The organism is Acetobacter aceti (assembly GCF_002005445.1).
GTDB classification, from domain to species: domain Bacteria; phylum Pseudomonadota; class Alphaproteobacteria; order Acetobacterales; family Acetobacteraceae; genus Acetobacter; species Acetobacter aceti_B.
Genome location: NZ_CP014692.1, coordinates 2,690,957 through 2,714,918, shown reverse-complemented (window position 1 = coordinate 2,714,918; position 23,962 = coordinate 2,690,957). Strand labels below are relative to the sequence as shown.

Annotated in this window: 22 protein-coding genes; 16 read left to right on the top strand and 6 right to left on the bottom strand. The window is 56.1% G+C overall.

What is annotated here, in order from left to right:
- Positions 1–29 precede the first annotated feature (29 nt).
- On the top strand, positions 30–431 hold the full coding sequence (gloA, locus tag A0U92_RS12205) for a lactoylglutathione lyase (protein ID WP_077813464.1): 402 nt from the start codon (positions 30–32) through the stop codon (positions 429–431).
- Here the strand turns inward: gloA and A0U92_RS12200 are convergent, their stop codons facing one another.
- On the bottom strand, positions 432–803 hold the full coding sequence (locus A0U92_RS12200) for a hypothetical protein (RefSeq protein ID WP_077813463.1): 372 nt from the start codon (positions 801–803) through the stop codon (positions 432–434).
- Between the two features lie 169 nt (positions 804–972).
- Between A0U92_RS12200 and rpmH the strand changes: the two genes are divergently transcribed.
- From rpmH to argB, 6 genes are all read left to right on the top strand, one after another.
- The gene (gene rpmH, locus A0U92_RS12195) at positions 973–1,107 is read left to right on the top strand and encodes a 50S ribosomal protein L34 (protein ID WP_010667008.1); all 135 of its coding nucleotides are present in this window, start codon (positions 973–975) and stop codon (positions 1,105–1,107) included.
- Positions 1,108–1,154: 47 nt separating this feature from the next.
- Entirely contained in the window at positions 1,155–1,499 is a 345-nt protein-coding gene (rnpA, locus tag A0U92_RS12190) for a ribonuclease P protein component (RefSeq protein WP_077813462.1), read from the top strand.
- Positions 1,496–1,768 (top strand): membrane protein insertion efficiency factor YidD, encoded by a 273-nt coding sequence (gene yidD, locus A0U92_RS12185; protein WP_077813461.1) that lies wholly within the window; start codon positions 1,496–1,498, stop codon positions 1,766–1,768. Before rnpA ends, yidD begins: the two co-directional genes overlap by 4 nt.
- Before the next feature lie 119 nt (positions 1,769–1,887).
- Positions 1,888–3,627, top strand: coding sequence for a membrane protein insertase YidC (yidC, locus tag A0U92_RS12180; RefSeq protein WP_077813460.1), 1,740 nt, complete (start codon positions 1,888–1,890; stop codon positions 3,625–3,627).
- A 3-nt stretch (positions 3,628–3,630) separates the two neighbouring features.
- Positions 3,631–4,302: a ribosome biogenesis GTP-binding protein YihA/YsxC gene (yihA, locus tag A0U92_RS12175; protein ID WP_077814427.1), complete on the top strand. Its 672-nt coding sequence runs from the start codon at positions 3,631–3,633 to the stop codon at positions 4,300–4,302.
- A 79-nt stretch (positions 4,303–4,381) separates the two neighbouring features.
- Complete coding sequence (gene argB / locus A0U92_RS12170) at positions 4,382–5,287, top strand: acetylglutamate kinase (RefSeq protein WP_077813459.1); 906 nt, start codon at positions 4,382–4,384, stop codon at positions 5,285–5,287.
- Positions 5,288–5,787: 500 nt separating this feature from the next.
- Here argB and A0U92_RS12160 read toward each other — a convergent pair whose 3' ends face one another.
- On the bottom strand, positions 5,788–7,218 hold the full coding sequence (locus A0U92_RS12160; protein ID WP_187668952.1) for a c-type cytochrome: 1,431 nt from the start codon (positions 7,216–7,218) through the stop codon (positions 5,788–5,790).
- A gap of 56 nt (positions 7,219–7,274) precedes the next feature.
- Entirely contained in the window at positions 7,275–9,506 is a 2,232-nt protein-coding gene (locus A0U92_RS12155) for a PQQ-dependent dehydrogenase, methanol/ethanol family (protein ID WP_077813456.1), read from the bottom strand.
- A gap of 575 nt (positions 9,507–10,081) precedes the next feature.
- Here A0U92_RS12155 and A0U92_RS12150 point away from each other — a divergent pair.
- The 5 genes from A0U92_RS12150 to cyoD all read left to right on the top strand — a co-directional run bounded on the left by A0U92_RS12150 (position 10,082) and on the right by cyoD (position 15,178).
- Positions 10,082–10,846: a Bax inhibitor-1/YccA family protein gene (locus A0U92_RS12150; protein WP_077813455.1), complete on the top strand. Its 765-nt coding sequence runs from the start codon at positions 10,082–10,084 to the stop codon at positions 10,844–10,846.
- Positions 10,847–11,315: 469 nt separating this feature from the next.
- Positions 11,316–12,239: a ubiquinol oxidase subunit II gene (cyoA, locus tag A0U92_RS12145; protein ID WP_077813454.1), complete on the top strand. Its 924-nt coding sequence runs from the start codon at positions 11,316–11,318 to the stop codon at positions 12,237–12,239.
- 7 nt (positions 12,240–12,246) lie between these two features.
- Complete coding sequence (cyoB, locus tag A0U92_RS12140; protein WP_077813453.1) at positions 12,247–14,238, top strand: cytochrome o ubiquinol oxidase subunit I; 1,992 nt, start codon at positions 12,247–12,249, stop codon at positions 14,236–14,238.
- Positions 14,238–14,843, top strand: a complete 606-nt coding sequence (cyoC, locus tag A0U92_RS12135; RefSeq protein ID WP_077813452.1) for a cytochrome o ubiquinol oxidase subunit III — start codon at positions 14,238–14,240, stop codon at positions 14,841–14,843. The genes cyoB and cyoC overlap by 1 nt, the downstream gene beginning before the upstream one ends.
- Complete coding sequence (gene cyoD, locus A0U92_RS12130) at positions 14,843–15,178, top strand: cytochrome o ubiquinol oxidase subunit IV (protein WP_077813451.1); 336 nt, start codon at positions 14,843–14,845, stop codon at positions 15,176–15,178. The genes cyoC and cyoD overlap by 1 nt, the downstream gene beginning before the upstream one ends.
- Positions 15,179–15,551: 373 nt before the next feature.
- On the opposite strand, the gene fdxA is transcribed toward cyoD, so the two are convergent.
- The gene (fdxA, locus tag A0U92_RS12125) at positions 15,552–15,884 is read right to left on the bottom strand and encodes a ferredoxin FdxA (RefSeq protein WP_077814426.1); all 333 of its coding nucleotides are present in this window, start codon (positions 15,882–15,884) and stop codon (positions 15,552–15,554) included.
- A 173-nt stretch (positions 15,885–16,057) separates the two neighbouring features.
- Positions 16,058–18,679 (bottom strand): helicase-related protein, encoded by a 2,622-nt coding sequence (locus tag A0U92_RS12120; protein WP_077813450.1) that lies wholly within the window; start codon positions 18,677–18,679, stop codon positions 16,058–16,060.
- Positions 18,680–18,831: 152 nt separating this feature from the next.
- On the opposite strand from A0U92_RS12120, the gene A0U92_RS12115 reads away from it, so the two are divergent.
- From A0U92_RS12115 to A0U92_RS12100, 4 genes are all read left to right on the top strand, one after another.
- The gene (locus tag A0U92_RS12115) at positions 18,832–20,241 is read left to right on the top strand and encodes a leucyl aminopeptidase family protein (RefSeq protein ID WP_077814425.1); all 1,410 of its coding nucleotides are present in this window, start codon (positions 18,832–18,834) and stop codon (positions 20,239–20,241) included.
- A gap of 150 nt (positions 20,242–20,391) precedes the next feature.
- Entirely contained in the window at positions 20,392–20,850 is a 459-nt protein-coding gene (locus tag A0U92_RS12110) for a MarR family transcriptional regulator (RefSeq protein ID WP_077813449.1), read from the top strand.
- A gap of 196 nt (positions 20,851–21,046) precedes the next feature.
- Positions 21,047–21,493, top strand: a complete 447-nt coding sequence (locus tag A0U92_RS12105; protein ID WP_077814424.1) for a hypothetical protein — start codon at positions 21,047–21,049, stop codon at positions 21,491–21,493.
- A 328-nt stretch (positions 21,494–21,821) separates the two neighbouring features.
- Positions 21,822–22,760 carry a GIY-YIG nuclease family protein gene (locus A0U92_RS12100; RefSeq protein WP_077813448.1) on the top strand — a complete coding sequence of 313 codons (939 nt, stop codon included), beginning with the start codon at positions 21,822–21,824 and terminating at the stop codon, positions 22,758–22,760.
- Between the two features lie 89 nt (positions 22,761–22,849).
- On the opposite strand, the gene A0U92_RS12095 is transcribed toward A0U92_RS12100, so the two are convergent.
- Positions 22,850–23,863, bottom strand: a complete 1,014-nt coding sequence (locus A0U92_RS12095) for an MraY family glycosyltransferase (RefSeq protein WP_236748124.1) — start codon at positions 23,861–23,863, stop codon at positions 22,850–22,852.
- Positions 23,864–23,962 lie beyond the last annotated feature (99 nt).

Here is a 23,962-nt window from a genome sequence, read left to right as displayed (position 1 = left end):
GACGTATTTTTCAGTCAGGAGCAGTGACCATGAGCACCTATCTTCACACCATGATCCGCACGAAAAATCTTGATGCGAGTCTGGCGTTTTACAAACTTCTGGGGATGCACGAACTCCGCAGACGAGATGTTCCTGAGGGCAAATACACTCTGGTGTTCATTGGTTTCGCAAGCAATGCGGAAGGCCAGGCCGAAGTGGAGCTGACCTATAACTGGGGTGAAGATGCCGGATACGACATTGGCACCGGCTTCGGTCATCTCGCCATTGGTGTTCCTGATGTTGCCGCGGCTGTTGAGCAGATCAGGGCGGGTGGCGGGAAGATCACACGTGAAGCCGGGCCGGTTAAGTTCGGCACATCAGTGATCGCTTTCGTGGAAGATCCGGACGGTTACAAGATCGAACTTATCCAGAGACCTGAACAGTCCCGGTGATCAGGTCTTCGCAGTTTTCAGGCGTTCCGCCAAACGATCCAGAGCGGCAAGAATCTGTTCAGCTCTGGTGCGAGTAGCCTGATCCGTGCTGAGAGAAAGCTGGTCCGCCGCCAGCATGGCCGGGGAGATCAGTCCTCGAAGATCGTGACGGAGCTGGTGGGATATTTCCGGGGGTGGTGTGATGGCGGCTTCTGTCACTGCTACACTGGCAACGGGCGCTGAAGGCAGACAGAGGAATGCGCCGGTTGCGATAAAGGCCCCTGCGAGGCTCAGAAGAATCCGTGCGGCCAGCGGTAAAGGCACGAACAGGGATATCAGGCCGCAGGCGAGCACAAGAAGAAAAACGGAAAGAGCGGGAAGGGAGCGGGACACTTCTGTCTCCTGACGGGCAATCGGTCAGTGTCGGACCGGAAACATCCGTCGTATAATGTTGACGTTACAGCGTCACATGACTATAAGCCCGCGATCCAGACAAGACACGGAATGACTCCGGTTTTGTCTTTTGCGAAATCGAGTCTGAGAATTTTAAGGGAGTGCCGCCGTGAAGCGCACGTATCAACCTTCCAAGCTGGTCCGTAAGCGCCGCCACGGTTTCCGTGCACGCACCGAGACTGTCGGTGGTCGCCGTATTCTTGCGAACCGTCGTTCCAAGGGCCGCAAGCGCCTGTCAGCCTGAGACTTCGGTCTCAGGTTACCTGACGAATCAGCGCGGAGGACATGCTTATGCACCAGCGCTCGATTCGTTTGAAAAAACGGCCCCAGTTTCTTGCTGTCGCGGCGAAAGCCCGCAAGGCGCCGATGCCGGGGCTGGTTCTTCAGGCGCTCCGTCGTGATGACCACGATGTCGCCCGTGTCGGTTTCACCGTCACCAAAAAAGTAGGCAATTCAGTCGTCCGGAATCGCGCCCGCAGACGTCTGAAGGAAGCGCTTCTCGCCATAGAGCGGGAAACTCCCCTGACCGGCGTCGATCTCGTTCTGATCGGTCGTGACGGGACAGGACGTTGCTCCTTTCCTGATCTTGTTGAAGATCTCCGCAAGGCTCTCCGTAAAACAGATGTTCTGACATGAAGTGGGGCGGTGCCCGCCTGCTGTCTGCCGCTATTATTGGCTGCATGCGTTTCTGGCAGATCGCCATGCGTCCGGTGATGGGGCCGAACTGCCGCTTCCATCCATCCTGTAGCTGTTACGGCGTCGAAGCCGTGCAGACACATGGTCCGCTTAAGGGACTCTGGCTGACTTTCTGGAGGATTGTGCGCTGCAATCCCTGGACGACCGGAGGATATGATCCGGTTCCTTCTCCTGACACGTCCCGGAATTCAGTCAAAACTCCAACATAGTTTGCCTGAGCATCTGGCAATCGGGCGCAATTCCGCTATGAGATACCGCTGATTGTGCCGGGCACCATGCTGGTGGGCCGGAGGTGTTTTCATGAAGTTAGAGAGGCCAGCCGGTCGGTATGGATATCAGACGTGTAATATTGGCGACCGTTCTGTCGGCGCTGGTACTGATCGGTTTTGAGTATTTCATGCCGGAGGAACATAAGACCTCACCGGCGATACAGAGCAAAACCACAGCCCTTACAGCCCCCCCCACCGAGAACGATCAGCCGACGGTGACGGATCGCGAAGAAGCGCCGTCACGCCTGCCGATTGATGCTGTGGATGTGGTGGGTTCCGTCAATCTTCGTGGCGCTCGCCTCGATGATCTGGTGCTCCGCGGCTACCATGAGACTGTGAAGCCTGACAGTCCGCTTGTCCGCGTACTGGAAGCCCGGAACGAGAAAGAGCCAACCTATGTCGAGTTTGGTTGGTACAGTTCGCCTGGTCAGACCATCAAGCTCCCGGATGCCCATACGCTCTGGAGCACGACAGCCCCCAAACTCGGTTCTGACGCACCCGTTGTTCTGACATGGGACAATGGTGGTGGTGTAACATTTGAAATCGATCTCGCCGTAGATCGTGATTACATGTTCACGGTGACGCAGAAGGTCCGGAATACGACCGGTGCGGCGATCTCATTGCTGCCGTTCTCCCGCGTGGTGCGGGCATACACACCGGTCGAGACAGGTGGCATGCTGGTGCATGAAGGCCCGCTCTCCGTAATCAACGGCCGTCTGGGTGAAGAGTCCTACAAATCACTGCGGGAAGGCTCTACGGCTCCGAATTTTGTGTCATGGTCGAAGGCTGGCACCGGTGGCTGGGCTGGTATCACCGATAAATACTGGCTGGCTGCCGTGGTGCCGGCACAGACGGATGACGTCAGCGGCACCTATGGTTTCGATACGCCTGCTGGCGCGTATCAGGTCGGGTTCACAGGACAGAAGCCGCTGGTGGCGGCACCGAACGCAGAGATCCAGACGACATCACATGTCTTTGCCGGAGCGAAGGAAGTCCGTCTCCTTGAGCGCTATCAGCACGAGATGAACATTCCTGATTTCTGGAAAGCTGTCGACTTCGGCTGGTTTGCTTTCCTGACACGCCCGGTGTTCTTCGTTCTTGACTGGCTCTATCAGTTTTTCGGAAATTTCGGTCTCGCACTCCTGACCTTTACGCTGATCGTCAAGGCGGTGTTCTTCCCGCTGGCTTCGAAAGGCTTTCGTTCAGCCGCTGCGATGCGTGATATTGCGCCGCGTATGAAGGAACTGCGGGAGCGTTATAAAGACGATCCGGTTCAGATGAACCAGCAGGTCATGCAGCTTTACAAGAAGGAAGGCGTGAATCCGGCCAGCGGCTGTCTGCCTCTGCTGATTCAGGCTCCGGTCTTCTGGTGCCTGTATAAGGTGCTCTATGTGACCATCGAGATGCGTCATGCACCGTTTGTCGGATGGATTCATGATCTCTCGGCACCGGACCCTACCAATGTCTTCAATCTGTTCGGCCTGCTGCCATTTGATCCGACGATTGTCTCATCGTGGCTGCTGCTGGGCGCCTGGCCGATCCTGTATGGCATCACCATCTGGCTGATGCAGCGGCTCAACCCTGCAACGGTTGATCCCGCGCAGAAGCCCGTCTTCATCATGATGCCGTTTATCTTCACCTTCTTCATGGCGCGTCAGCCGGTCGGTCTGGTGATCTACTATTGCTGGAACAACCTGCTGACGATGGTGCAGCAGTACGTGATCATGAAGGTGCATTCCCGGAAGAAGAACGAGCCGGAGATCATTCCGCCCGTCAAATCACGTGGAAAGAAGGGCTGAATGATGACTGACGAACAGGACTTTTCTGCATCCCTCAAGCTGTCCCCTGAACAGCTTGAGGCTGGACGCCTCCTGTTCGCCGGACCTTGCGATTTTTTTTACGGCGCACAGCAGATTGGGCAATTACCCGACCCGATGGCGCCTGAGGTGGCGTTTGCCGGACGTTCCAATGTTGGCAAATCAAGTCTGATCAATGCTCTGACAGGTCGTAAAAGTTTGGCCAGAGCGTCCTCGGAACCAGGACGAACGAAGCAGCTCAACTTTTTCGATCTGGATGGGCGGCTCGTTCTCGTGGACATGCCGGGGTATGGCTTCGCAAAGGCCGCCAAAGCGGTGAAGGAAGACTGGCAGGGGATGATGTTCGATTATCTCCGGGGTCGTCCCAACCTGCGTCGTGTGATTCTGTTGCTGGACGCGCGGATCGAGACAAAAGCCTCTGACCGTGATGTGATGGACATGTTCGACAAGGCAGCCATCAATTTTCAGGTTGTGCTCACGAAATGCGATGGTGTGAAGCCGAAAGCCGAAGAAGCCCGCTACCGCGAGGTTGTGGCTGAGGTGAGCCGTCATCCGGCTGCTCATCCCCTCGTTTTACGCACAAGCAGTGAGACGGGGCTTGGTATTCCAGAGCTGCGGGCTGAAATTGCGGCCTTTGCAGAACCAGCTCGGAGCTGAATGTGCCTTGGGGTTTTGAAATCCCGATTTTTCCGGTTCCGACAGACCGGGCCATGTTTTCAGGACATGTGGAGTTGATATGACGGATCAGGGACTTCCTACGGCGGACGCTTTGCAGCAGGCGGCAACACTTGCCGGAGCGCTGCCTTTCCTGCGTCGTTATGCCGGTGATACGATTGTGGTGAAATATGGCGGTCATGCCATGGGTGACCCGGAACTGGCCCAGACGTTCGGCAAGGATATTGCCCTGCTGAAACTGGTGGGGATCAATCCGGTTGTGGTCCATGGTGGCGGTCCGCAGATCAACCAGATGCTTGAGAGACTTCAGGTAAAGTCCTCTTTTGTTGACGGCTTCCGTGTCACCGATGCTGCGGCGATTGATGTCGTGGAGATGGTGCTGTGTGGCTCTGTCAACAAGCAGGTTGCGACTCTTATCAATGAAGCCGGTGCGCTGGCGGTCGGTGTCTCAGGCAAGGATGGCGGGCTGGTGAAAGCCAGCAAACTGATGCGGAAGGTGAAAGATCCTGTCACGGGTATCGAGCAGACGCTGGATCTTGGTTTTGTGGGTGACCCGGATGAGATCAATCCGCAGGTGCTCTATGCGCTTTCGGGTTCAGGTCTCATCCCGGTGATCGCTCCGGTTGCGGGCGGCCATAATGGTGAGACGTTCAATGTCAATGCGGATTCTGTCGCGGGTGCGATTGCGGGGGCCATTCATGCCTCGCGCCTGCTGATGCTGACGGATGTGCCCGGTGTGCTCGATCAGAATGGGAAGCTGATTTCCGAACTGACAGCCGAAGAGGCCCGTAAAGGCATTGCATCAGGCATGATTTCGGGCGGTATGATCCCGAAAGTCGAGACATGCCTTCAGGCAGTGCAGGCGGGAGCAAAGGCTGCGGTGATCGTTAACGGTCGCGTGCCTCACGCCTGTCTGCTGGAACTCTTTACCCGTGCCGGGTCCGGAACATTGATCCGCGCTCACTGATCTTTTCATTTTCAGTGATTGTAATGGAATGGGGCGCCTTCAGGTGCCCCATTTTTTATATCTGCTCTCTAACCAAAAGAAGGCATCGATCAGTATTTGGAGAACTGAGCGCAAAAGAGAAAAGAAGAGTCTGAAAGCAGAAGACCACCCGTTTTCGTTGCCGTTGACTGTCGCGAAGACGAGCGATCTTCGGTTTTTATGTTCGTTTATGTTGGAGAGGAGTGGAGAGTGATCTTCTTCACGTCCATTGCGCCCGGAAATAAGCCGGGATCGAGCCGACTGGATCTTTTTGCGGAGACGGAGGTAAATCCCTGGGAAGCCCCCTTCAGCCCGAAAACTGTTTTCCAAAAATCAGACGGCATTTTTCAAAAGCCGATGACGTAAGCAGTTTGCGTGCAGGCAATGGGTGACAAGTAATTTCTCAGGAAATGAAAACAAAAAAGCCACGGAGATTGCTCTCCGTGGCTTTCCGAATAAGCCGAGGGTGAACCCGGACTTATTTACTGCGGGTTGTCTACACCGGCATGTGTGTCCGGAGAGAATGTCCAGCCGGCGCCATAAGGCTGCGGTCCAAAGAGACCCCAGCTGGATGTGCTGGTCGGTGCATCTGTCCAGGAACGACGGTCAACAACCGACTGACTGACCTGACGTAGCTTGGAGACATCGGACGCCGTGACATTGGCAGGCGCCTTGTTGCCCCATGCTGTGCGGATGAAGTTCACCACGTCGGCAACCTTCTGATCGTCCAGGATCTTCTGGTAGCCAGGCATGGCTACAGCTGAAGGAGCCCAGTTGGTCGGAGGCAGAACGCCACCAGCAGCGACGATATGAGCGACAGAGGTCGGATTTTCCGAAACGACTACAGGATTTCCTGCAAGCGGTGGGAACATCCGGTCTACAGCACCACCGTCGTTACGATGGCAGATAGCGCACTGCTGCACATACGTGTCGGCGCCGGTGATGCCTGCTGTCTTGCCGGCATCCAACGCCTGAGCCGTGGAAGGATCATACGTGTAATCACCCTTGGCTTTCGGCACTTCCGGCAGACTCTTCAGATACTTTGCCGTGGCGCGAAGATCGTCCTCGGACCAGTACTGGGTGCTCCATGCCACCACATCGGCCATGCCGCCGAATGCCGCGGAGTGATCGATACGACCCGAACGCAGGAACTGAACCAGATCATCTTCCGACCAGCGGCCGAGACCCAGAACTGGATCGCTACGCAGACTGGGGGCAATCCAGTTGTCGATCGGCGCGCCGCCGCCAAGGAAGTCTGGACCACCAGCCGCATCGTAGGCCTTCTCCTGCATGGAGAAACCGCGAGGCGTATGGCAGGCGCCGCAATGTCCCGGACCTGTGACGAGGTATTCACCACGAGCGACGACAGGATCTGTACCCGGAGCTGGTGTGAACGCCTTCGGGACCGGAGCAAACATCTTTCCCCAGAAAGCGAGCGGCCAGCGCATGGACAGAGGCCAGGAGATATCAACCGGTTTGTCAGGTTGATCCACCGGAGCTACGCCATGCATGAAATAGGCATACAGCGCCTTGATATCGTCTTCCGACATACGGGCGAAGGACGGATAAGGCATTGCCGGATACAGGGCAGCGCCATCCTTGCGGATACCGTGGCGAACTGCATTGTCGAAGTCTTCCAGCGTGTAGTTGCCAATGCCGGTCTTGGTGTCAGGTGTGATGTTGGTCGAATAAATCGAGCCAATCGGAGTCTTGATCTGGAGGCCACCGGCAAAGGCCGTGCCGTGCAGCGCTGTATGGCAGGCCACGCAGTCACCAAGGCGCGCAATATACTCGCCTTTGGCTACCAGATCGCTGTCAGCATTCTGCGCCAGAGCAGGGGAGGCGCTAAGCGCCGTCCCTGCAAGAAGTCCGACTACAGCTGCGCCAAGCGCAGCCTTGAGTCCTTTGATCATTGTCTCACCACCGCGGTGCTTGTGTTGGAAGGATGCCATTTGTCACGGTCTCCCATTCACGGGGTGATACCGAGCGCAGGAGCGGTCGGAATTTTGCTCGGATTTTTCCGGGCTTCAGTCTCACGCTCGTACGTATCGGTCGCACGTTTGATCAGATAGTTCCGGATGCTCTCGATCTCGTCCGGCGTCATGGACGTATCGAAGCGATCCATGCCGTAAGCCGTCAGAGCGCCACGTCCTACGACGTTGTAGAAAGCATCCTTGTGACGGATGGCGCCGGACCAGCGAAGATCCGGAAGCATACCGCCAGCTTCGGCGTTATCGCCGTGGCAGGTCTGGCAGTAGGTCTGGTACTGGAAGTAGCCCTTGTCGACCACTTTCTCGTCAAACTGTGCAGGAGGTTTCACCGGCAGGAAGCCGATGCTGTTCCATGTCGGCAGCTTGGCCTTGCCGTCGAGCGAGAACACGGCGAGGTAGGAGTGGTTGACTGTCCATCCGGCAGTACGGCTCATGCCACCCATGGAGATAGGATAGATACCGCCCCAGCCGACTTCGATCGCAACATACTGCTTGCCGTTGACGCTGTAGGTCACCGGGTTTGCAATGATGCCGCTCTGCAGATCGTATTTGAACAGATCCTTGCCGTCTGTGGCGTCGTAGGCGTGGAATTCACCGGTTGCGAGACCCTGGAAGACCAGATCGCCACCCGTTGCCAGCACGCCGCCATCCCAGCCGCCTGGACGCTCGATGGACCACTGCGCCTGTAGCTTGACCGGATCCCACGCCAGCAGCCAGCCTTTCAGATCCTGCATGTAAGCCGCACGGGCTTCAGGCGTATCAGGCAGACCGGTCTTGGTCATGTCGAGACCGAGGTTCCAGGAGTCAGGGTGGGCCTTGAAGCCACCGGCCTGATTTTTGTAGCCGAATGGAATCTGGTGAGCCGGGAGATAGATCAGGTGCGTACGCGGGCTGTACGCCATTTCCATGAAGTTATGCGCACCCAGAGGACCTGGAATGCCGTACCAGTCCTTGCCGTTCAGCGTATACAGACCTTCAGGATTGAAGATCGGGCGGCCTGTCTTCGGATCAAGGCCATAAGCCCAGTTCTCGTAGGTATAGTTCTTGCCCTGAATGAACTGGCCGGTCTTCGCGTCGATGACGTAGAAGAAGCCGTTCTTCGGAGCGTGGACGATGACATGGCGGGTTTCACCGTTGATCGGCAGATCAAGCGTCATGATCTGCTGAACCGAGGTGTAATCCCACTGGTCCATCGGTGTTGCCTGGAAGTGCCAGACGTATTCGCCGGTTTCCGGTTTCACGGCAACGATGCTGCCCAGGAACAGGTTGTCGCCGATACCGTTGGAACGATATTTGTAGTTCCAGGGAGAGCCGTTGCCGACGGCCAGATAGACAAGGTCAGTCACCGGGTCGTAGACGATGGAATCCCATACGGTTCCGCCGCCACCCTGCTTCGTCCATGCGCCCGTTGGGCTCCAGGTCTTGTAGGCCTTGTTCATCAGCACGCTGTCGGACGCGGCGTGATCCGGCTCGTTCTTCGGGTTCGGAACCGTGAAGAAGCGCCAGTCGAGCTTTCCGGTTTCGGCGTCGAATGCGGAGACAAAGCCACGGGCGCCGAATTCGGCGCCACCGTTACCGATGATAACGCGGCCCTTGGCGATACGCGGAGCGCCATCGACCGTATAGGAGCGCTGGTTGCCCAGAGCGGCGTCCTTGGGAATGGTGTTGACGCTCCAGACGACCTTGCCGGTCTTGGCGTCAAGCGCGATCAGACGACCGTCGAACGTGCCGAAATAGATCTTGCCATTCCAGTAGGCGATACCGCGGTTAACGGTGTCACAGCAGCCACGGACGGCGACATTGCCGGGAACTTTAGGGTCAAAGGCCCATAGCAGCTCACCGGTGTCAGCCTTCAGGGCCTTGATCTTGGACCAGTTCGTGGAGGCGTAGAGAACGCCATCAATGATCAGGGGCGTGCCTTCCTGACCACGGTTGGAGTCAAATTCGTAGAACCAGGCCAGCTTCAGATCGCCAACATTCTGACGATTGATCTGGTCGAGCGGGCTGTAGCGCTGCTCTAAGTAGGTTCGCCCGTAAGAGAGCCAGTTTTCCGGATGATCATCAGCGTGGATGATCGCTTCTCCGGTGGCTCCCTGATCGTCAGCGGCGCGTGCAGCGCCTGTAGGCTGACCCAGGGCCGCGGCCAGGATGGTTCCTGCCGCGAGAAGGCCAAGAAAGGAAGTTTTCCTGGCGGCTGAGGGACGGCTCATAATTATAGTCCTCATGCTCACTGATTGCAGATTCAGTCGGCAAATCAATGCGGAATTACCGTTGTGTCGCAGTCAGCCGACATGAACCAATGATGTCAATCGTGTCATCTGATTACGGCCTATGCGTGAAATGGAGAGGAACCTCACGGCTCCAACGGATCATACGGTTTGATAACATGAAAAAATGGACAGAAAATTGCGCTTTTCTTTGGTGTGACGGGTGTATGTCGGAATGCAGCCTGTTTTTTGAAGGTGGTGTAAACGTCCAAAATCAGGGGGGTGAGGAGCGCATCGGAAGGAAAGAGTCCTTATCCAGTCTCACGGAAAGGTGATGGATAAGGAGGGGGAGGAACCAGACTGTCGCAGAATCGTTTCGGTGACGAGGCTGTAATGTTTTTCCCGTGCGCGGCGCCGTCGTCTTTGATTGTAAGAGTCGCCTTTTGCCCTGGCGATGCTCTATAAGAGAGAAGTGTAAAGCGGTTCGGATGGTGGCGTTCTTGAAGAGCGTTCTTCCAAGCCTATATAATATTATAGCAAGCACACAGTCAGGCCGTCTGACAGTTTAAGGAGTGGTTATGTCCTTCAGTCGCGACTTTCGTTCGTCGCCTTTTGCCACCGGCGCTCAGTCCGCGACTGTGGATGAAGGGCTACGGGCTTACATGCTCCGAGTTTATAACTGGATGGCATCAGGCCTGTTGCTTACAGCGCTTGTTGCCTATCTGATCGCCGAGATACCTTCTGTGCGCTCCCTGTTCTTCCATGTTCAGGGCTATCAGGTTGCGCCAACGGGCCTGGGCTGGCTGGCGATGATTGCGCCGCTGGGCTTCGTTATGGTGATGTCTTTCGGTGTGAACCGTCTTTCCCGTTCAGCCGTGCAGATGATGTTCTGGCTGTTCTGTGGAGTGATGGGGGCCAGCCTTTCCAGCATCCTTCTTCTTTACACCGGCGTCTCGGTAGCGCGGGTGTTTCTCGTGACATCTGCAACTTTCGGGGCAACGTCCCTGTGGGCCTACACCACCGGCGCCAATCTGATCCGCTTTCAGTCTTTTCTGATGATGGGGCTGATCGGTCTCGTGATCGCGGGTCTGGTGAATATGTTCATCGGCAGCCCGGCAATCTACTTCATCTACAGTGTGGTGGGCGTCTTCCTTTTCATCGGACTGACAGCGTTCGACACTCAGCGGATCAAGGTGACCTACCCACAATTCGCTTATTATGAGGGGCCGGAAGGTGCTGCGAAACGCTCGGTCTATGACGCGCTGGGACTGTATCTGAACTTCATCAACCTCTTTCAGTTTATGCTGCAGTTCATGGGAACCCGGAACAGCAACAGCGAGTGAAGGTGCTGAACTTCGCCTGATCTGTGCGACTCTGCCCCGGCCTTCCAGAGGTCGGGGCTTTTTTTGTTCAAAGAGTCTCCGCGCTTAGTGAGCGTGTCCTTCCCGTGTTATGCATGGCACATTAAAAAAAATAACACTTATGCGAAAACATTTAGAAAGAAACGCAATTCTGTGAAGAAGGCGAGGATAGCTAAAGGTCGGGTTTGTGGCGGTAAATGGATGCATTTTTCTGCTTATGAAATATATTGAAATATTACGTGATGCCATATTTGGGATGATCTGGCCTGCCTGTGGCCGGAAACGGCGGAAGAGAGAGGCGCAAGGTGCATTGTGATAACTAAATTGTGGGATTATTGAATCATTGTAATGCAACGCGGACGGAAGTGATCCTGTGCCTGTGGGCAGGTGTGATCCGGAACGACCTTGTTGGAGAGAGACCTACAAGTATGTCAGAATCGAGGGACGTACGATGAGAAACAAGTGCCTGAAGGGAGCAGCCAGACTGGCTGGTCTTGCTTCGGTGCTTCCACTGGCGGGATGTGACTGGGACATCCTGGACCCCAAGGGGCCAGTGGGAGACCAATTGAAAACCCTGATCGTTGAGTCGACGATCGCAATGCTCATTGTGGTTGTCCCGACAATCATCATGGCATGCTACTTTGCCTGGAAGTATCGGGAGTCCAATACGGAAGCCGAATATCTTCCCAAGTGGAGTCACTCGAACAAGATCGAGGCGGCTATCTGGGGTATCCCGACCCTGATCATCATCTTCCTGGCGGTCATCACCTATCAGACCTGCCACTCGCTGGATCCCTATCGTCCGCTGGACGCCGAAGCGAACACCAAGCCTCTTGAGGTCGAGGTTGTTGCTCTGGACTGGAAATGGCTCTTCATCTACCCGAATGAAGGTATCGCCACCGTCAACCAGCTGGCGATTCCGGTGAATACACCTGTTCACTTCGTCATCACGTCCGATGCCGTTATGAACTCGTTCTTCATTCCGCGTCTTGGTTCGATGATCTACGCCATGGCGGGCATGCAGACGCAGCTTCATCTGATGGCGACGGAAGCCGGTGACTACCTCGGTGAGTCCGCCAACTACAGTGGTCGTGGCTTCTCGGATATGCAGTTCCGTACACTCGCAATGCCGCAGGATCAGTATGCAGCATGGGTCGAGAAAGTGCGTTCTTCATCCGATCAGCTGGATGACCAGACCTACCCGCGTCTTGCTGCTCCAAGCGAGGCCGAGCCGGTTAAATACTATTCTCATGTCGAGCCGAACCTCTTCGACCAGATCGTGGCGAAGTACAATAACGGCATGGTCATGGACAAGAGCACGGGCAAAATGATCCACGTTCAGTCCGCGATGTCCGACATGAACATGAAGGAGTAGGATCAAAATGCTAGGGAGATTATCGTTCGCGGATATCCCGTTGGATGTGCCGATCCTTGTCGGCACATTTCTCGGCGTCGCGATAGCTGGTATCGCCGTTCTCGGCCTGATTACGTATTTCGGCAAGTGGGGTTATCTCTGGAAAGAGTGGCTGACTTCCGTTGACCACAAGCGTCTGGCGGTAATGTATGTCGTCGTCGCCCTGCTTGCTCTTGTTCGTGGTTTCGCCGACGCCATCATGATGCGTACCCAGCTTGCGCTGGCTTACGCAGGCAACCCCGGCTATCTGCCGCCGCATCACTATGACCAGATCTTTTCGGCCCATGGCACGATCATGATCTTCTTCATGGCGATGGCGTTCATGACGGCCCTGTTCAACTTCGTGGTGCCGCTTCAGATCGGTGCACGCGACGTTGCGTTCCCGTTCCTGAACAACCTGAGCTTCTGGATGACGGCAGTCGCCTTCGCGCTGATCAACGTCTCACTGTTCATCGGTGAGTTCTCCCAGTGCGGCTGGCTGGCTTATCCGCCGCTGTCCGAGACCCAGTTCAGCCCCGGTGTCGGTGTCGATTACTATATCTGGGCAGTTCAGATTTCGGGTGTCGGCACGCTGCTGACAGGCGTCAACTTCTTCGTCACCATCGTCAAGATGCGTGCGCCAGGCATGACCTGGATGAAGATTCCTGTGTTCACATGGACCGCTTTCTGCGCCTCCGTGCTGATCATGGTCGCCTTCCCTGTTCTGACCGTGGCTGTGGCTCTTCTTGGCCTTGACCGTTATTTCGGGATGCACTTCTTCACGAATGACGGTGGCGGCAACCAGATGCTCTACCTGAACATGATCTGGGCATGGGGTCATCCGGAAGTCTACATTCTCGTTATCCCGGCATTCGGTGTGTTCTCGGAAGTCGTTCCGGCGTTCTCCCGCAAGCCGCTCTTCGGTTATGCGACGATGGTCTACGCGACCTGTGCCATCATGGTGCTGTCGTTCCTCGTCTGGGTTCACCACTTCTTCACCATGGGTGCAGGTGCTGACGTCAACGCGTTCTTCGGTATCGCGACGATGATCATCTCCATCCCGACGGGCGTTAAGCTCTTCAACTGGCTGTTCACGATGTACAAAGGGCGCGTTGAATTTCACGCCACGATGTACTGGGCTGTCGGCTTCATGGTCACCTTCACCATCGGCGGCATGACCGGCGTGATGATGGCGATCCCGGCTGCTGACTTCGTTCTCCACAACAGTCTCTTCCTCATTGCCCACTTCCACAACGTCATCATCGGCGGTGTGTATTTCGGTTATGTCTGTGGCATGAACTTCTGGTTCCCGAAGGTTTTCGGCTTCAAGCTGAACGAAACCTGGGGCAAGCGGGCGTTCTGGTGCTGGTTTGTCGGCTTCTACTTCGCGTTCGTTCCTCTGTATGTCCTCGGCTTCGAGGGTATGACGCGTCGTCTCAACCACTACAGCAACCCGCAGTGGCATCCGTGGCTGCTGATTGCTGAAATCGGCGCCGTGATGATCATGTTCGGTATCGTCTGTCAGGTGACGCAGCTTTATGTCTCGATCCGTGACATGAACCTTGCTGAAAACCGTGATGTTACGGGTGATCCGTGGAATGGTCGTTCGCTCGAATGGTCAACCTCCTCACCACCACCGCCGTACAACTTCGCTATCGTTCCGCACGTTCATGATCTTGATGCGTTCATGCACGACAAGGAAAACGGTATCGACACGCGTCAGGCGGGTGGACCCTACCAGCCGATTCACATGCCGAAGAATACAGCGTCCGGTTTCCTGGTCGGCGCGTTCAGCTTCGTGCTTGGTTTTGCTGCAATCTGGTACATCTGGTGGCTGGCAGCGATCGCTCTTGTGGGTGTTTTCGCGACGGTTATCGCACGCAGTGCGAACCAGGATGTTGATTACTACATCCCCGCCGAGGAAGTTGCCCGGATCGAGAACGAGCACTCCCGCAAACTTATGGCACAGGCGGCTGAGTAATGGCGCACGATACAACTCTCTCTGACGCGCACGCAGAGCACGAACACCACGAACTTCCGACGGTGTTCGGGTTCTGGGTGTATCTGATGACGGACTGCATCATCTTCGGATCGCTGTTCGCCGTCTTTGCGGTCCTTCGCAACCAGTTTGCGGGCGGACCGACGGGTAAGGAGTTGTTCGAAATTTCGGGGCTTGCGCTGGAAACAGCGCTCCTCCTGATTTCGAGCATCACCTATGGTTTCGGCATGATCGCGGCTCACAAGGGCCAGATCAAATCTGTCCAGATGTGGCTGGCCGTGACCTTCCTTCTTGGCCTTGGGTTTGTGTTCCTTGAAGTCAAGGAATTCGCTCACATGATCGCTGATGGCGCTGGTCCGGATCGCAGTGCGTTCCTGTCCGCGTTCTTCACGCTGGTTTCCACTCACGGTCTCCATGTGAGCTGTGGTCTGGTGTGGATCATTGTCATGATCATCCAGCTCTCGGGTGTGAGCGCGATCAATGAGCGTATGATGAACAAGCTCACCATGCTGAGCCTGTTCTGGCACTTCCTCGACATCGTGTGGATCTGCGTGTTCACCTATGTCTATCTGGCGAGCATGATCTGATGAGTAACGACCATTCAGCAGCCCATGGGGGCTCAAGCCACGGTAGTGCAACCTCGTATATCATCGGGTTTGTCCTTGCCGTTATCCTGACGGCCGCAGCGTTCTTCGTGGTGATGGGACATAGTCTCTCACCCTCTGCGACACTGACGGCGATTACAGTGCTGGCAGCAGTTCAGGTGGTCGTTCACCTGATCTTCTTCCTGCACATGAACACGACATCCGAGCACGCCTGGGATAACAAGGTCTTCCTCTTTACCCTTGGCTTTGTGATGATCCTCATTGTCGGTACGCTGTTCATCATGGACAACACGGCCGCACACATGATGTCGCGCTAAAAGATCATCAGATTCAGTCGCTTCAGCGGCTGAATGCGAGATCTGATAAAGCCCCGCCCGTTTACTCGGGTGGGGCTTTTTTTATGCAGGTGTTCTGACTGGAAAGGCGCGAACACCGGCTTGAGCAGGGTCATTTATTGACGACCGGTATCGGCGACAACGAAACGGTCAGCCTGCGCGCCAAGGTTGTGACCATTCTTTGACGCAGAATAAAACGGCATCCACGAAGCTGAGATTTCTGTGTGACGTCAGGAACCCGCTCCTGCGAAACTGTAGATTCTCCCCTCGGATTAAATCCGGGATGATCAGGTCATCATAAAAAAAGCCTGCCTTATGGAAAGGCAGGCTTTTTTCAGGACAGAGCGGTGTCTGCTCAGTCTTTATGAGGCTCAGGAGAGAGCAGCTCAGCTTTGTTGGGTTTGTCTTTCCATTCTTCCGCATCGGCTGGCTGGGTGCCTTTGCGGGTAATGTTTGGCCAGAGCGCCGAATATTTTGTGTTGATCTCAGCCCAGGCCGTGGCGCGATCATCGCTGTCAGGGAAAATGGCTTCGGCCGGGCATTCCGGTTCGCAAACACCACAATCGATGCATTCATCAGGATTAATGACGAGGAAATTCTCGCCAGCGTAGAAGCAGTCTACCGGGCAGACTTCCACGCAATCCATGAACTTGCAGCGAATGCAGTTTTCAGTGACCACGTAGGTCATCGTCATCTCCGATTATCAGGGGCCTGACACGGGTGTCAAAGCCGGGTGTGAACGGACGGCCGGAACTCAGCCCGCATATCGAGGCGCACCTATGCGGCGGATTTCCCGCAGACGCAAGCCATTGGTGCTGAAATCGCACGGGTGTTGCCGAATGGCCCGTATGCGAATGGCGTTCAGGCGGGAGTGCGCGCCAGCAGGGAAGAAAGGATGGCAAAAGGCGTTTCTTTTGCAGGCTGACACCCCTTTCCTGACTGCGACGGATACTTTTTCCCACCATTCTGAAGCCGTGACAGCATCCAGAACGGACTGGGTCCGGCAGTATTGGTCGGCAGGGGACGGGGTGTTTCCAGCCGCAGACCAAGAGAGCGGAGTATGGCGGGTATGTCCACTGTCTTCTTGCACAGCCAGGGAGCGAAATGCTCGGGGAGCGCCACACTGTGCTGACGCACACGAAAAGAGAGCGTCTCCACAAGTTTCTCCACCATATCGAGACGGAGTCGGACCGGACCGCAGGCAGGCCATCCAAGAGCATCGAGGTGGGATGAAGGGAATGCGGTCATGGGAATCGAGACAGCGGAAGGAGCAGGAAGCTCCATCGGCTCTATATTGGCGTACACGGACAACAGAAGGGACCGGAAACGCATTGGCCGGGGTTTGAGCAAAGCCGGCAGATAGAGCCACCCCAGGGCGCAATGCACGCCCAAACGGTGGAGAGGATGAATTTTCGTCAATGGAAAACGGGCGCGGGCCTGTCCGGCGCCTTCCATCATTTCATGCAGAGCGCCCCGCGTTTCGGCATTGCTGGCGGCGAGAGCGTGCGCCCTGAAAAGGGGAGCCAGTTCCCGCTCAACATGACAGGAGACAAATTCTGCCAGACGCGCGCGGACATTGTCCCGCTGGCGGGTGTCCAGAAGATCATCACCCCGCAACGTCACTGTCGGATGCAGCACATCCCGTCCTGAGCGTAAACGGGCGATCCCGATGCCTTCCCAACTGATTTCCCCGGTCTGATGATCGAGGGAAAAAGCGTCATCATCGGCATGCTGGCAGGCCTGTACACGCAGCGGAATCTCGGTTTTCAGAGCGCGTCGGGCGGCGCGGGCGAGTGTGGCCCTGTCAGATTGTGGCAGATCCGAATCAAGATGAAGCTGGAAGCCCTGCATTCTGCCGACAGGATGCCCTTCGATAATAACCTCGCCATCGCTTTTGACCGCCGAAAGCAGCGGCGCATTGGTTTCGTTTTCCAGTAGCCGGATCAGGTGAGCCGACCGTCTGTCGACGAAACGGGCTGTCAGACGCTCATGAAGCGCGTCCGAAACCTTGTCTTCGACACTCCTCGTACGCTCCTGCCACATCGCGGCATTTGTGACCCAGTTTTCCCGGTTGGCGATATAGGACCAGATACGGATACCGGCGAGGCGCTGCATGAGCGTATCGACATCGCCATCCACACGATCAAGGCGACCGAGCTGCTCTTCCATCCACGCGGCAGGCAGGCGGCGCTGCTCGACCAGCAGGCTGAATACACGACTACAGAGTTGCGCGTGGCTCCGCTCTCCGATCTTGCGGAAATCGGGAATCTGGCACACGTCCCACAGCATCCTTGTGCGGGCGCGTCCCGTGGCGGTGGCCATGATATGGGGCTCGTGCGTCAGTGTGGCGAGGATCAGGGCGTCACTCGTCGGTTCACTGGCCTGCAGGCCGCGTAAGGGTGGTGGTACTGACAGGCTGGCTTTCAGGGCGCTAGGGCTGGAGAAATCCAGCCGGTCATTCCGCCAGATCAGACGTTCGAGGGGGTCGAACTGATGATTTTCAACAGCCTCGATAACGGAGTCCGGCATCGGAGGACAGCGCCCGGTCGTGCCGAACGTGCCGTCTTTCGCGCCGCGCCCGGCCCGTCCGGCGATCTGAGCGATTTCGGCTGCGGTGAGAAGGCGACGGCGCGAGCCATCGAACTTTGCAAGACCGGCAAAGGCGACGTGGGCGATATCCATGTTGAGGCCCATGCCGATGGCGTCCGTCGCGACGAGATAATCGACTTCCCGGTTCTGGTAGAGCTCCACCTGCGCATTGCGTGTGCGCGGCGACATCTGCCCCATGACCACGGCGCACCCGCCACGACGGCTGCGGATCAGTTCCGCGATGGCGTAGAGTTCGGCTGCCGAAAAAGCGACGATCGCCGAGCGGGCCGGGAGTTTTTCCAGTCTTGCCGGTCCCGTAAAGGTCAGGGCTGACAGGCGGGGTCGTGTGTCGATGCTGATCTGTGGAACCAGCCGACGCATCAGGGGCGCGATGGTTTCGGCGCCGAGGAAGAGCGTCTCGCCGGTGCCGCGTGCATGGAGCAGACGGGACGTGAAGATATGGCCGCGTTCCGGATCGGCGCAGAGCTGGATTTCGTCGATGGCGAGAAAGGAGACCTGCCTGTCGACGGGCATGGCTTCGACCGTGCAGGAAAACCACCGGGCGTCGGGCGGGATGATTTTCTCCTCGCCGGTGATCAGTGCGACGCGAGAGGCCCCTTTGCGGGCGACCAGCCGTTCGTAATTCTCACGCGCCAGAAGCCGAAGCGGAAAGCCGATAATGCCGGAAGGGTGGGCCAGCATGCGCTCGATGGCGAAATGCGTCTTGCCGGTATTGGTTGGTCCGAGGATGGCGTGGAGATGGTGGTCCGTCTCATTACCCGCCCCATCATGACGCCTGCGGCCCTGCGAGCCGGCAAAAGAACCATCGCCTCCCGCCGGAGCGCTGGCGGGGAAGGGGTGGAGCGGAAACGGGTGGGCGGAGAACCCTGTCATGCGGGCATGGTCCGATGGCTCGATGGGAAATGCAAGGGTCTCCTGTGATGACAGGCAATGTTGCGTCCTACTGTGTTCGGGCGCAGCCTGAGGGTCTCTTGCCGGACGCTGCCGTGCGTCCATTGACCATTCATGAAGCATGGAGAGACCGGATGCGTGCAAATGGGTTGGAATGCATTGTAACCGGACGTGTGAAGGGACCGATCCGTGTTGTTCACAGTGTCAGGACCGTCGACGTCAAGGCGCTGACATCACTGGTCGGGGCCGCTGGCGCACGCTTTGCGGCAGAGGCCGGTTTTACCGCAGCAGCAGGACAGTTGGTGCTGGTGCCGGGTGCTTCGGGGGAGGTGACGGCGCTTCTGGGGCTGCCTGCTCCCGACAGGATTGACCCTTTCGTTTTCGGGGGGCTGGCGAGAGATCTGCCCAAAGGTACCTGGACGCTGTCGTTACCGGATGACGTGGACCGGAGTGCTGCTGTCCTCGGTTTTGCTCTGGGTGCGTATCGCTATGCGCTTGGCGAGGCGAAACCCCTGCAGGTCCATCTGTATGAAAAAAAGCCTGATCCACTGGCTCTGGAAATGGCGCAGTCGATCTGGCTGGGGCGTGATCTGATCAATATGCCCGCCAACCTTCTGGGGCCGGATGAACTGGCTTCGGCTGCTCAGGCGGCGCTGGAGCCTTTCGGCGCCAGAGTGAAGATCATCAAGGGGAAAGCGCTTGAGACTGCTTATCCACTGGTCGCGCATGTCGGGAACGGCTCCGGGCGACGGCCGCGTGTTGTGGTGGCGCACTGGACTGGTTCGAAAGCGAAGAAGGACGCGCCGCTCCTGTCTCTGGTGGGGAAGGGGGTGTGCTTCGATAGCGGCGGTTACGACATCAAGCCTTCTTCGGGCATGCTGCGGATGAAGAAGGATATGGGAGGGGCCGCAACGGTTCTGGCGCTGGCGCGTCTCATTATGGCGCAGGATCTGCCGCTGCGGCTGGAGATGCGTCTTGGTTGTGTGGAGAATTCGGTTTCCGGCACGGCGATGCGCCCGCTGGACGTGGTGACAGCCAGAAATGGTCTGACGGTTGAAATCGGTAATACCGACGCGGAAGGGCGACTGGTGCTGGCTGATCTGCTGACGGAAGCCAGCGAGGCCCACCCTGCGGCGCTGATTGATGTGGCGACGCTCACTGGCGCGGCTCGTGTTGCGCTCGGTCCCGATCTGCCGGTTGTGCTCGGAAATGACGATGCGATGATCGAGGGACTGCTTGAGGCAGGGAAAACTGTATCCGATCCATTCTGGAGGCTGCCTCTGTGGGATGGATACCGTGACTGGTTGAAGAGTTCTGTGGCTGATCTGAACAACATTGCTTCAAAACCTTTCGCAGGGGCGATAACTGCGGCTTTGTTTCTTGAGCGTTTTGTTGGATCAGATGTGCATTGGACGCATGTCGATAGTTATGCATGGAATGATTCAACGCGGCGTGGACGTCCGGAAGGTGGAGAAATCCTTGGGTTGCGGGCGATTTACGCGGCTCTCCCGCATGTGCTGGGGATGACGGATTTATTAAATTAGTGAAAATAATGTTTCACCTAAAAAACTATTCATTTGTTTCGACTTTAAATCGTATCAGAACAATCTATATGTGTTTGCAATGAGAAATGAAGCTGACCGTGTGTCAGCGGACAGGGTGCTTACCTTACCTGTCTGGAAACAGGGAATAATATGATGGCTCAGGCCAGGACAACGACACTTCGCACCGCATCCGCGGCAAAGGCCGCGGCGAAGCCCCAGACGAATGCGACAGCTGATCATCTGGTCAGTACACTGCGTGACACGATGGTTTCTCTTGTCCGTCGTGACGGTCCGGATCTTTCCGCCCGCCAGCTGGCTGTGTTCCTGACCTGCTATCTTCAGGAAGAAGGACACACCGTTCGTGGTCTGGCTTCCGACCTGAATGTGTCCAAGCCAGCCATCACCCGTGCTCTTGACCGTCTGGGTGAACTTGATCTGGCGCGCCGCAAGGTCGATCCTCTCGATCGTCGTTCGGTGCTGGTCCAGCGTACCCTCAAAGGTGCTGCTTACCTGCGTGAAATTCGCTCCATTATGGGTGAAGCCGCTCCGGCTGCTCGCAAGGAAGCCACAGAGGAGCGTGTATCCCGCGCTGTCCGCCGCGCTGCATGACTCCCACGCATCGTCTGGGGTTTTGAAAAAGGCCGCTCTCAGGAGCGGCCTTTTTCATGAACAAGATGAAATTTGATGTGATGACAGCATTGTGGCTGGATGTCTCAATGAACCGGATGGCGGGTTCAGGCGTTGTCTCTGCACAATGGACGCCGATACCCCTATGGTTCTGTTGGGAAAATTCAAGGAGCCCACAATGCGTTTCACACCTTTCGCTGTTGCCGCCACCCTGTCCGCCGCAACATATCTTGCTGCTCCGGCTATGGCGGCTGACGCTCTCGGCACGCCTTCCGCCACTCTGACCATCAAGACCAAGTCGGCCGATGTTGGGGTCGGTTACACGTGGGGCGATGCCCGTGTGACGTTCCACAAGAAGGTCTACCATTACAAGGTGACAGGTGGAGAGATTGCGGCGGTCGGCTTCTCTGAGCTCGTCAGCAAGGGAACGGTCTACAACCTTCACAATATCGCCGATATGGAAGGTTCCTTTGCCGTAACAAGCGGTGAAGCCACTCTTGGAGAAGGCCTTGGCGGTGCTCTTCTTGAGAACAAGCACGGTGTTCGCCTGAAACTGGAAAGCGACGCCAAAGGCGCACGCCTCTCCGCCGGTGCGGGCGGTCTGACATTTGAGCGTTTGAAGTAAGTCGTTTCCATTCGTAATGTTAATGCGAGCTGGAGATCAGAAGGTCTCCGGCTTTTTGTTGGGATTACACTGAATGTCAAACATTTTTGGGATATTACGAAGTGAGGCGAATAAAAAATGTATTGCCGTAATTTTTAATTGTTGTGCCTTTTTTCTTTTGATTGAAGGTGGCGATCATTGTTTGGGATATATCTACTGATTCAAAGACTACGCAGGATCGATCGTTAAATGGAAGGCGTAATGATCTGATATTTTAAGTTATATTCTGAAAAATAGAGATTTTTCTGCTTGCTTGACAGGTATGTAGCCACTGTTGTTTCGTTATTGCATGGTTATGCATCCTCAAACTATTCAGATTTTTCTTCCTTCAGGCGATCCGCAAGGTATTCGTGTGGCCTCTATCACCACGCGTATAGTTCAGGTGATAGAGGTGCCTCGTGCTCGTCTGGATGTATTCCTGAACACACCCGAAGCCGATTTTGTCGGGATCTATATGTTATTCGGTGAGGATGAGGAGACGGGTGTTCCAAAGGCCTATATCGGACAGACAGGAAATTTCGGGACACGCTTAAAGCAGCATAACGAGAAAAAAAGTTTCTGGAATCGTGCTCTAATTGCCTTGTCGTTGACACAGAGTCTTACAGTAACCCATGCGCATTATCTGGAATGGCTGGCAATCAGCAAAGCTACACAAGCGCAGCGCTTTGAATTGGAAAACGGAACGGTAGGAAGCAAACCGCACACGCCTCCCGCTATGGAAGCGGAATGCCGTGAGGTCTTTGAGACACTGGATACCCTGTTGACGACACTTGGTTATCCGCTGTTCGATCCTCTTGTGCGTCCACGCATTGAAACGGTTTCGTCGACTTCCCCAATGTCTCAGGCGGTCCCACACGCACTAGTGTTGCAGGACGGTGATGGTCGTGATTTTTACTGCAATTCACCCGGAGTTGAAGGACACGCCCGCTACACTGACGAGGGTCTTGTTGTGCTCGCTGGATCTTATGGCAGATCAGAAGTGTCGAGCGGTTTCCTGAAGCATAATTACTATCGCAAGAGACAAAATTTGATTGATCAGGGTGTCTTGCAGCTAGACGGCCCACGTCTTGTGTATACGCGAGACACTCTGTTCAAGTCCCCGAGTCCGGCGGCTGTCTTTCTTCTTGGGCGTGCCGCAAATGGATGGTTCGAGTGGAAAGACGACGCAGGACGTTCTCTTGGCGAAGTGGTGGGGCGGACAGCTATACAAGAAAATGTCGATGCATAATGAATTCGTATAGTAATATTACAGTATATCCATCTCTGATGGTTTTTTTGTAGTCAATAATGGCACTTTTCCTTCAGGTTCTATCGCTACTACCACTGTCCTACCGGGTGTTTCCTCACCCGCATAACCACAAATCCTGTCCAGACAAGTTGTGGCAGAACAACCGCTGTAATGGTGAGCCAGAACGTTCCGACCGGCGGCAGTGAAAGCAGGGCGTAAACCCCCGCGCCCCACAGGACAAAACTCCAGTGCATTAAAGTTACTACTGGCATCGGCACACCAGACCGGAAAGCAAGCTGGTAGAGGTGCCCTCGATGCGCCTGCAACAGCTTATCACCGGCGCAAGCACGACGGATGAGCGTGAAGGCTACATCGTAAAGCAGACCAGCGATCAGGCAGGGAGCCAGCAGGGCTGCATGAAGATCAGGAATCGCGGGCGCTATGGGAGGCGTCGCCAGCATCAGCGCAGCCGCCGCGATGAGCAGCCCGCAGGCCTGACTTCCCACATCACCGAGAAAAATGCGGGCATGGGGAAAATTGAGCGGTAGAAAAGCCAGCAGTCCGAACGTCATGAGGGCTGCAAGCATCCGGAGTTCAGGTGTGTCCGATGGCCAGAAAGGCAGGGCAAGACACAGGAACGCCAGACAGAGTGTTCCGGAGACCAGACCGTTGAGCCCATCCATGAAGTTGACTGCATTCGTCACGAACACTGTCCATAGGATGGCGCACAGGGCGGCAATGAGAAACCACATCGGACTTGCGAAGCCACCCGTCGGCAGGATGGCGGCTGTGACCATCACCGCAGACAGGATCTGGGCGGCAAGTTTGATCAGCGGAGACCACTGATACACATCGTCGAGCCAGGAAACGGCCGCCAGAAGTGCGACGGCAGACCAGAATGTCACACTGTCCGGCGTGAGGGCGGGTAGTCCGCACAGATGCCGCATCGGAAAGAACAGGATCAGAAAAGCGCCGATCACACCAACGCCGCCGCCTTTCGGTGTCGGGGCTGTGTGAGAACTGCGATGCCCCGGCGTGTCGAGCACGGCGACCGCAATCATCCGGCGGCAGAGAAGCGCCGAGATGATGTAGGCAAGAACCATAAGGCCAAGGGCCGGATACATGTGAAACATAAAAAGCCACGAACTGAGATGAAAAACCTCGGCTTCGTTCCTTCTAGCCGACGCATAGCTGGGCTATAG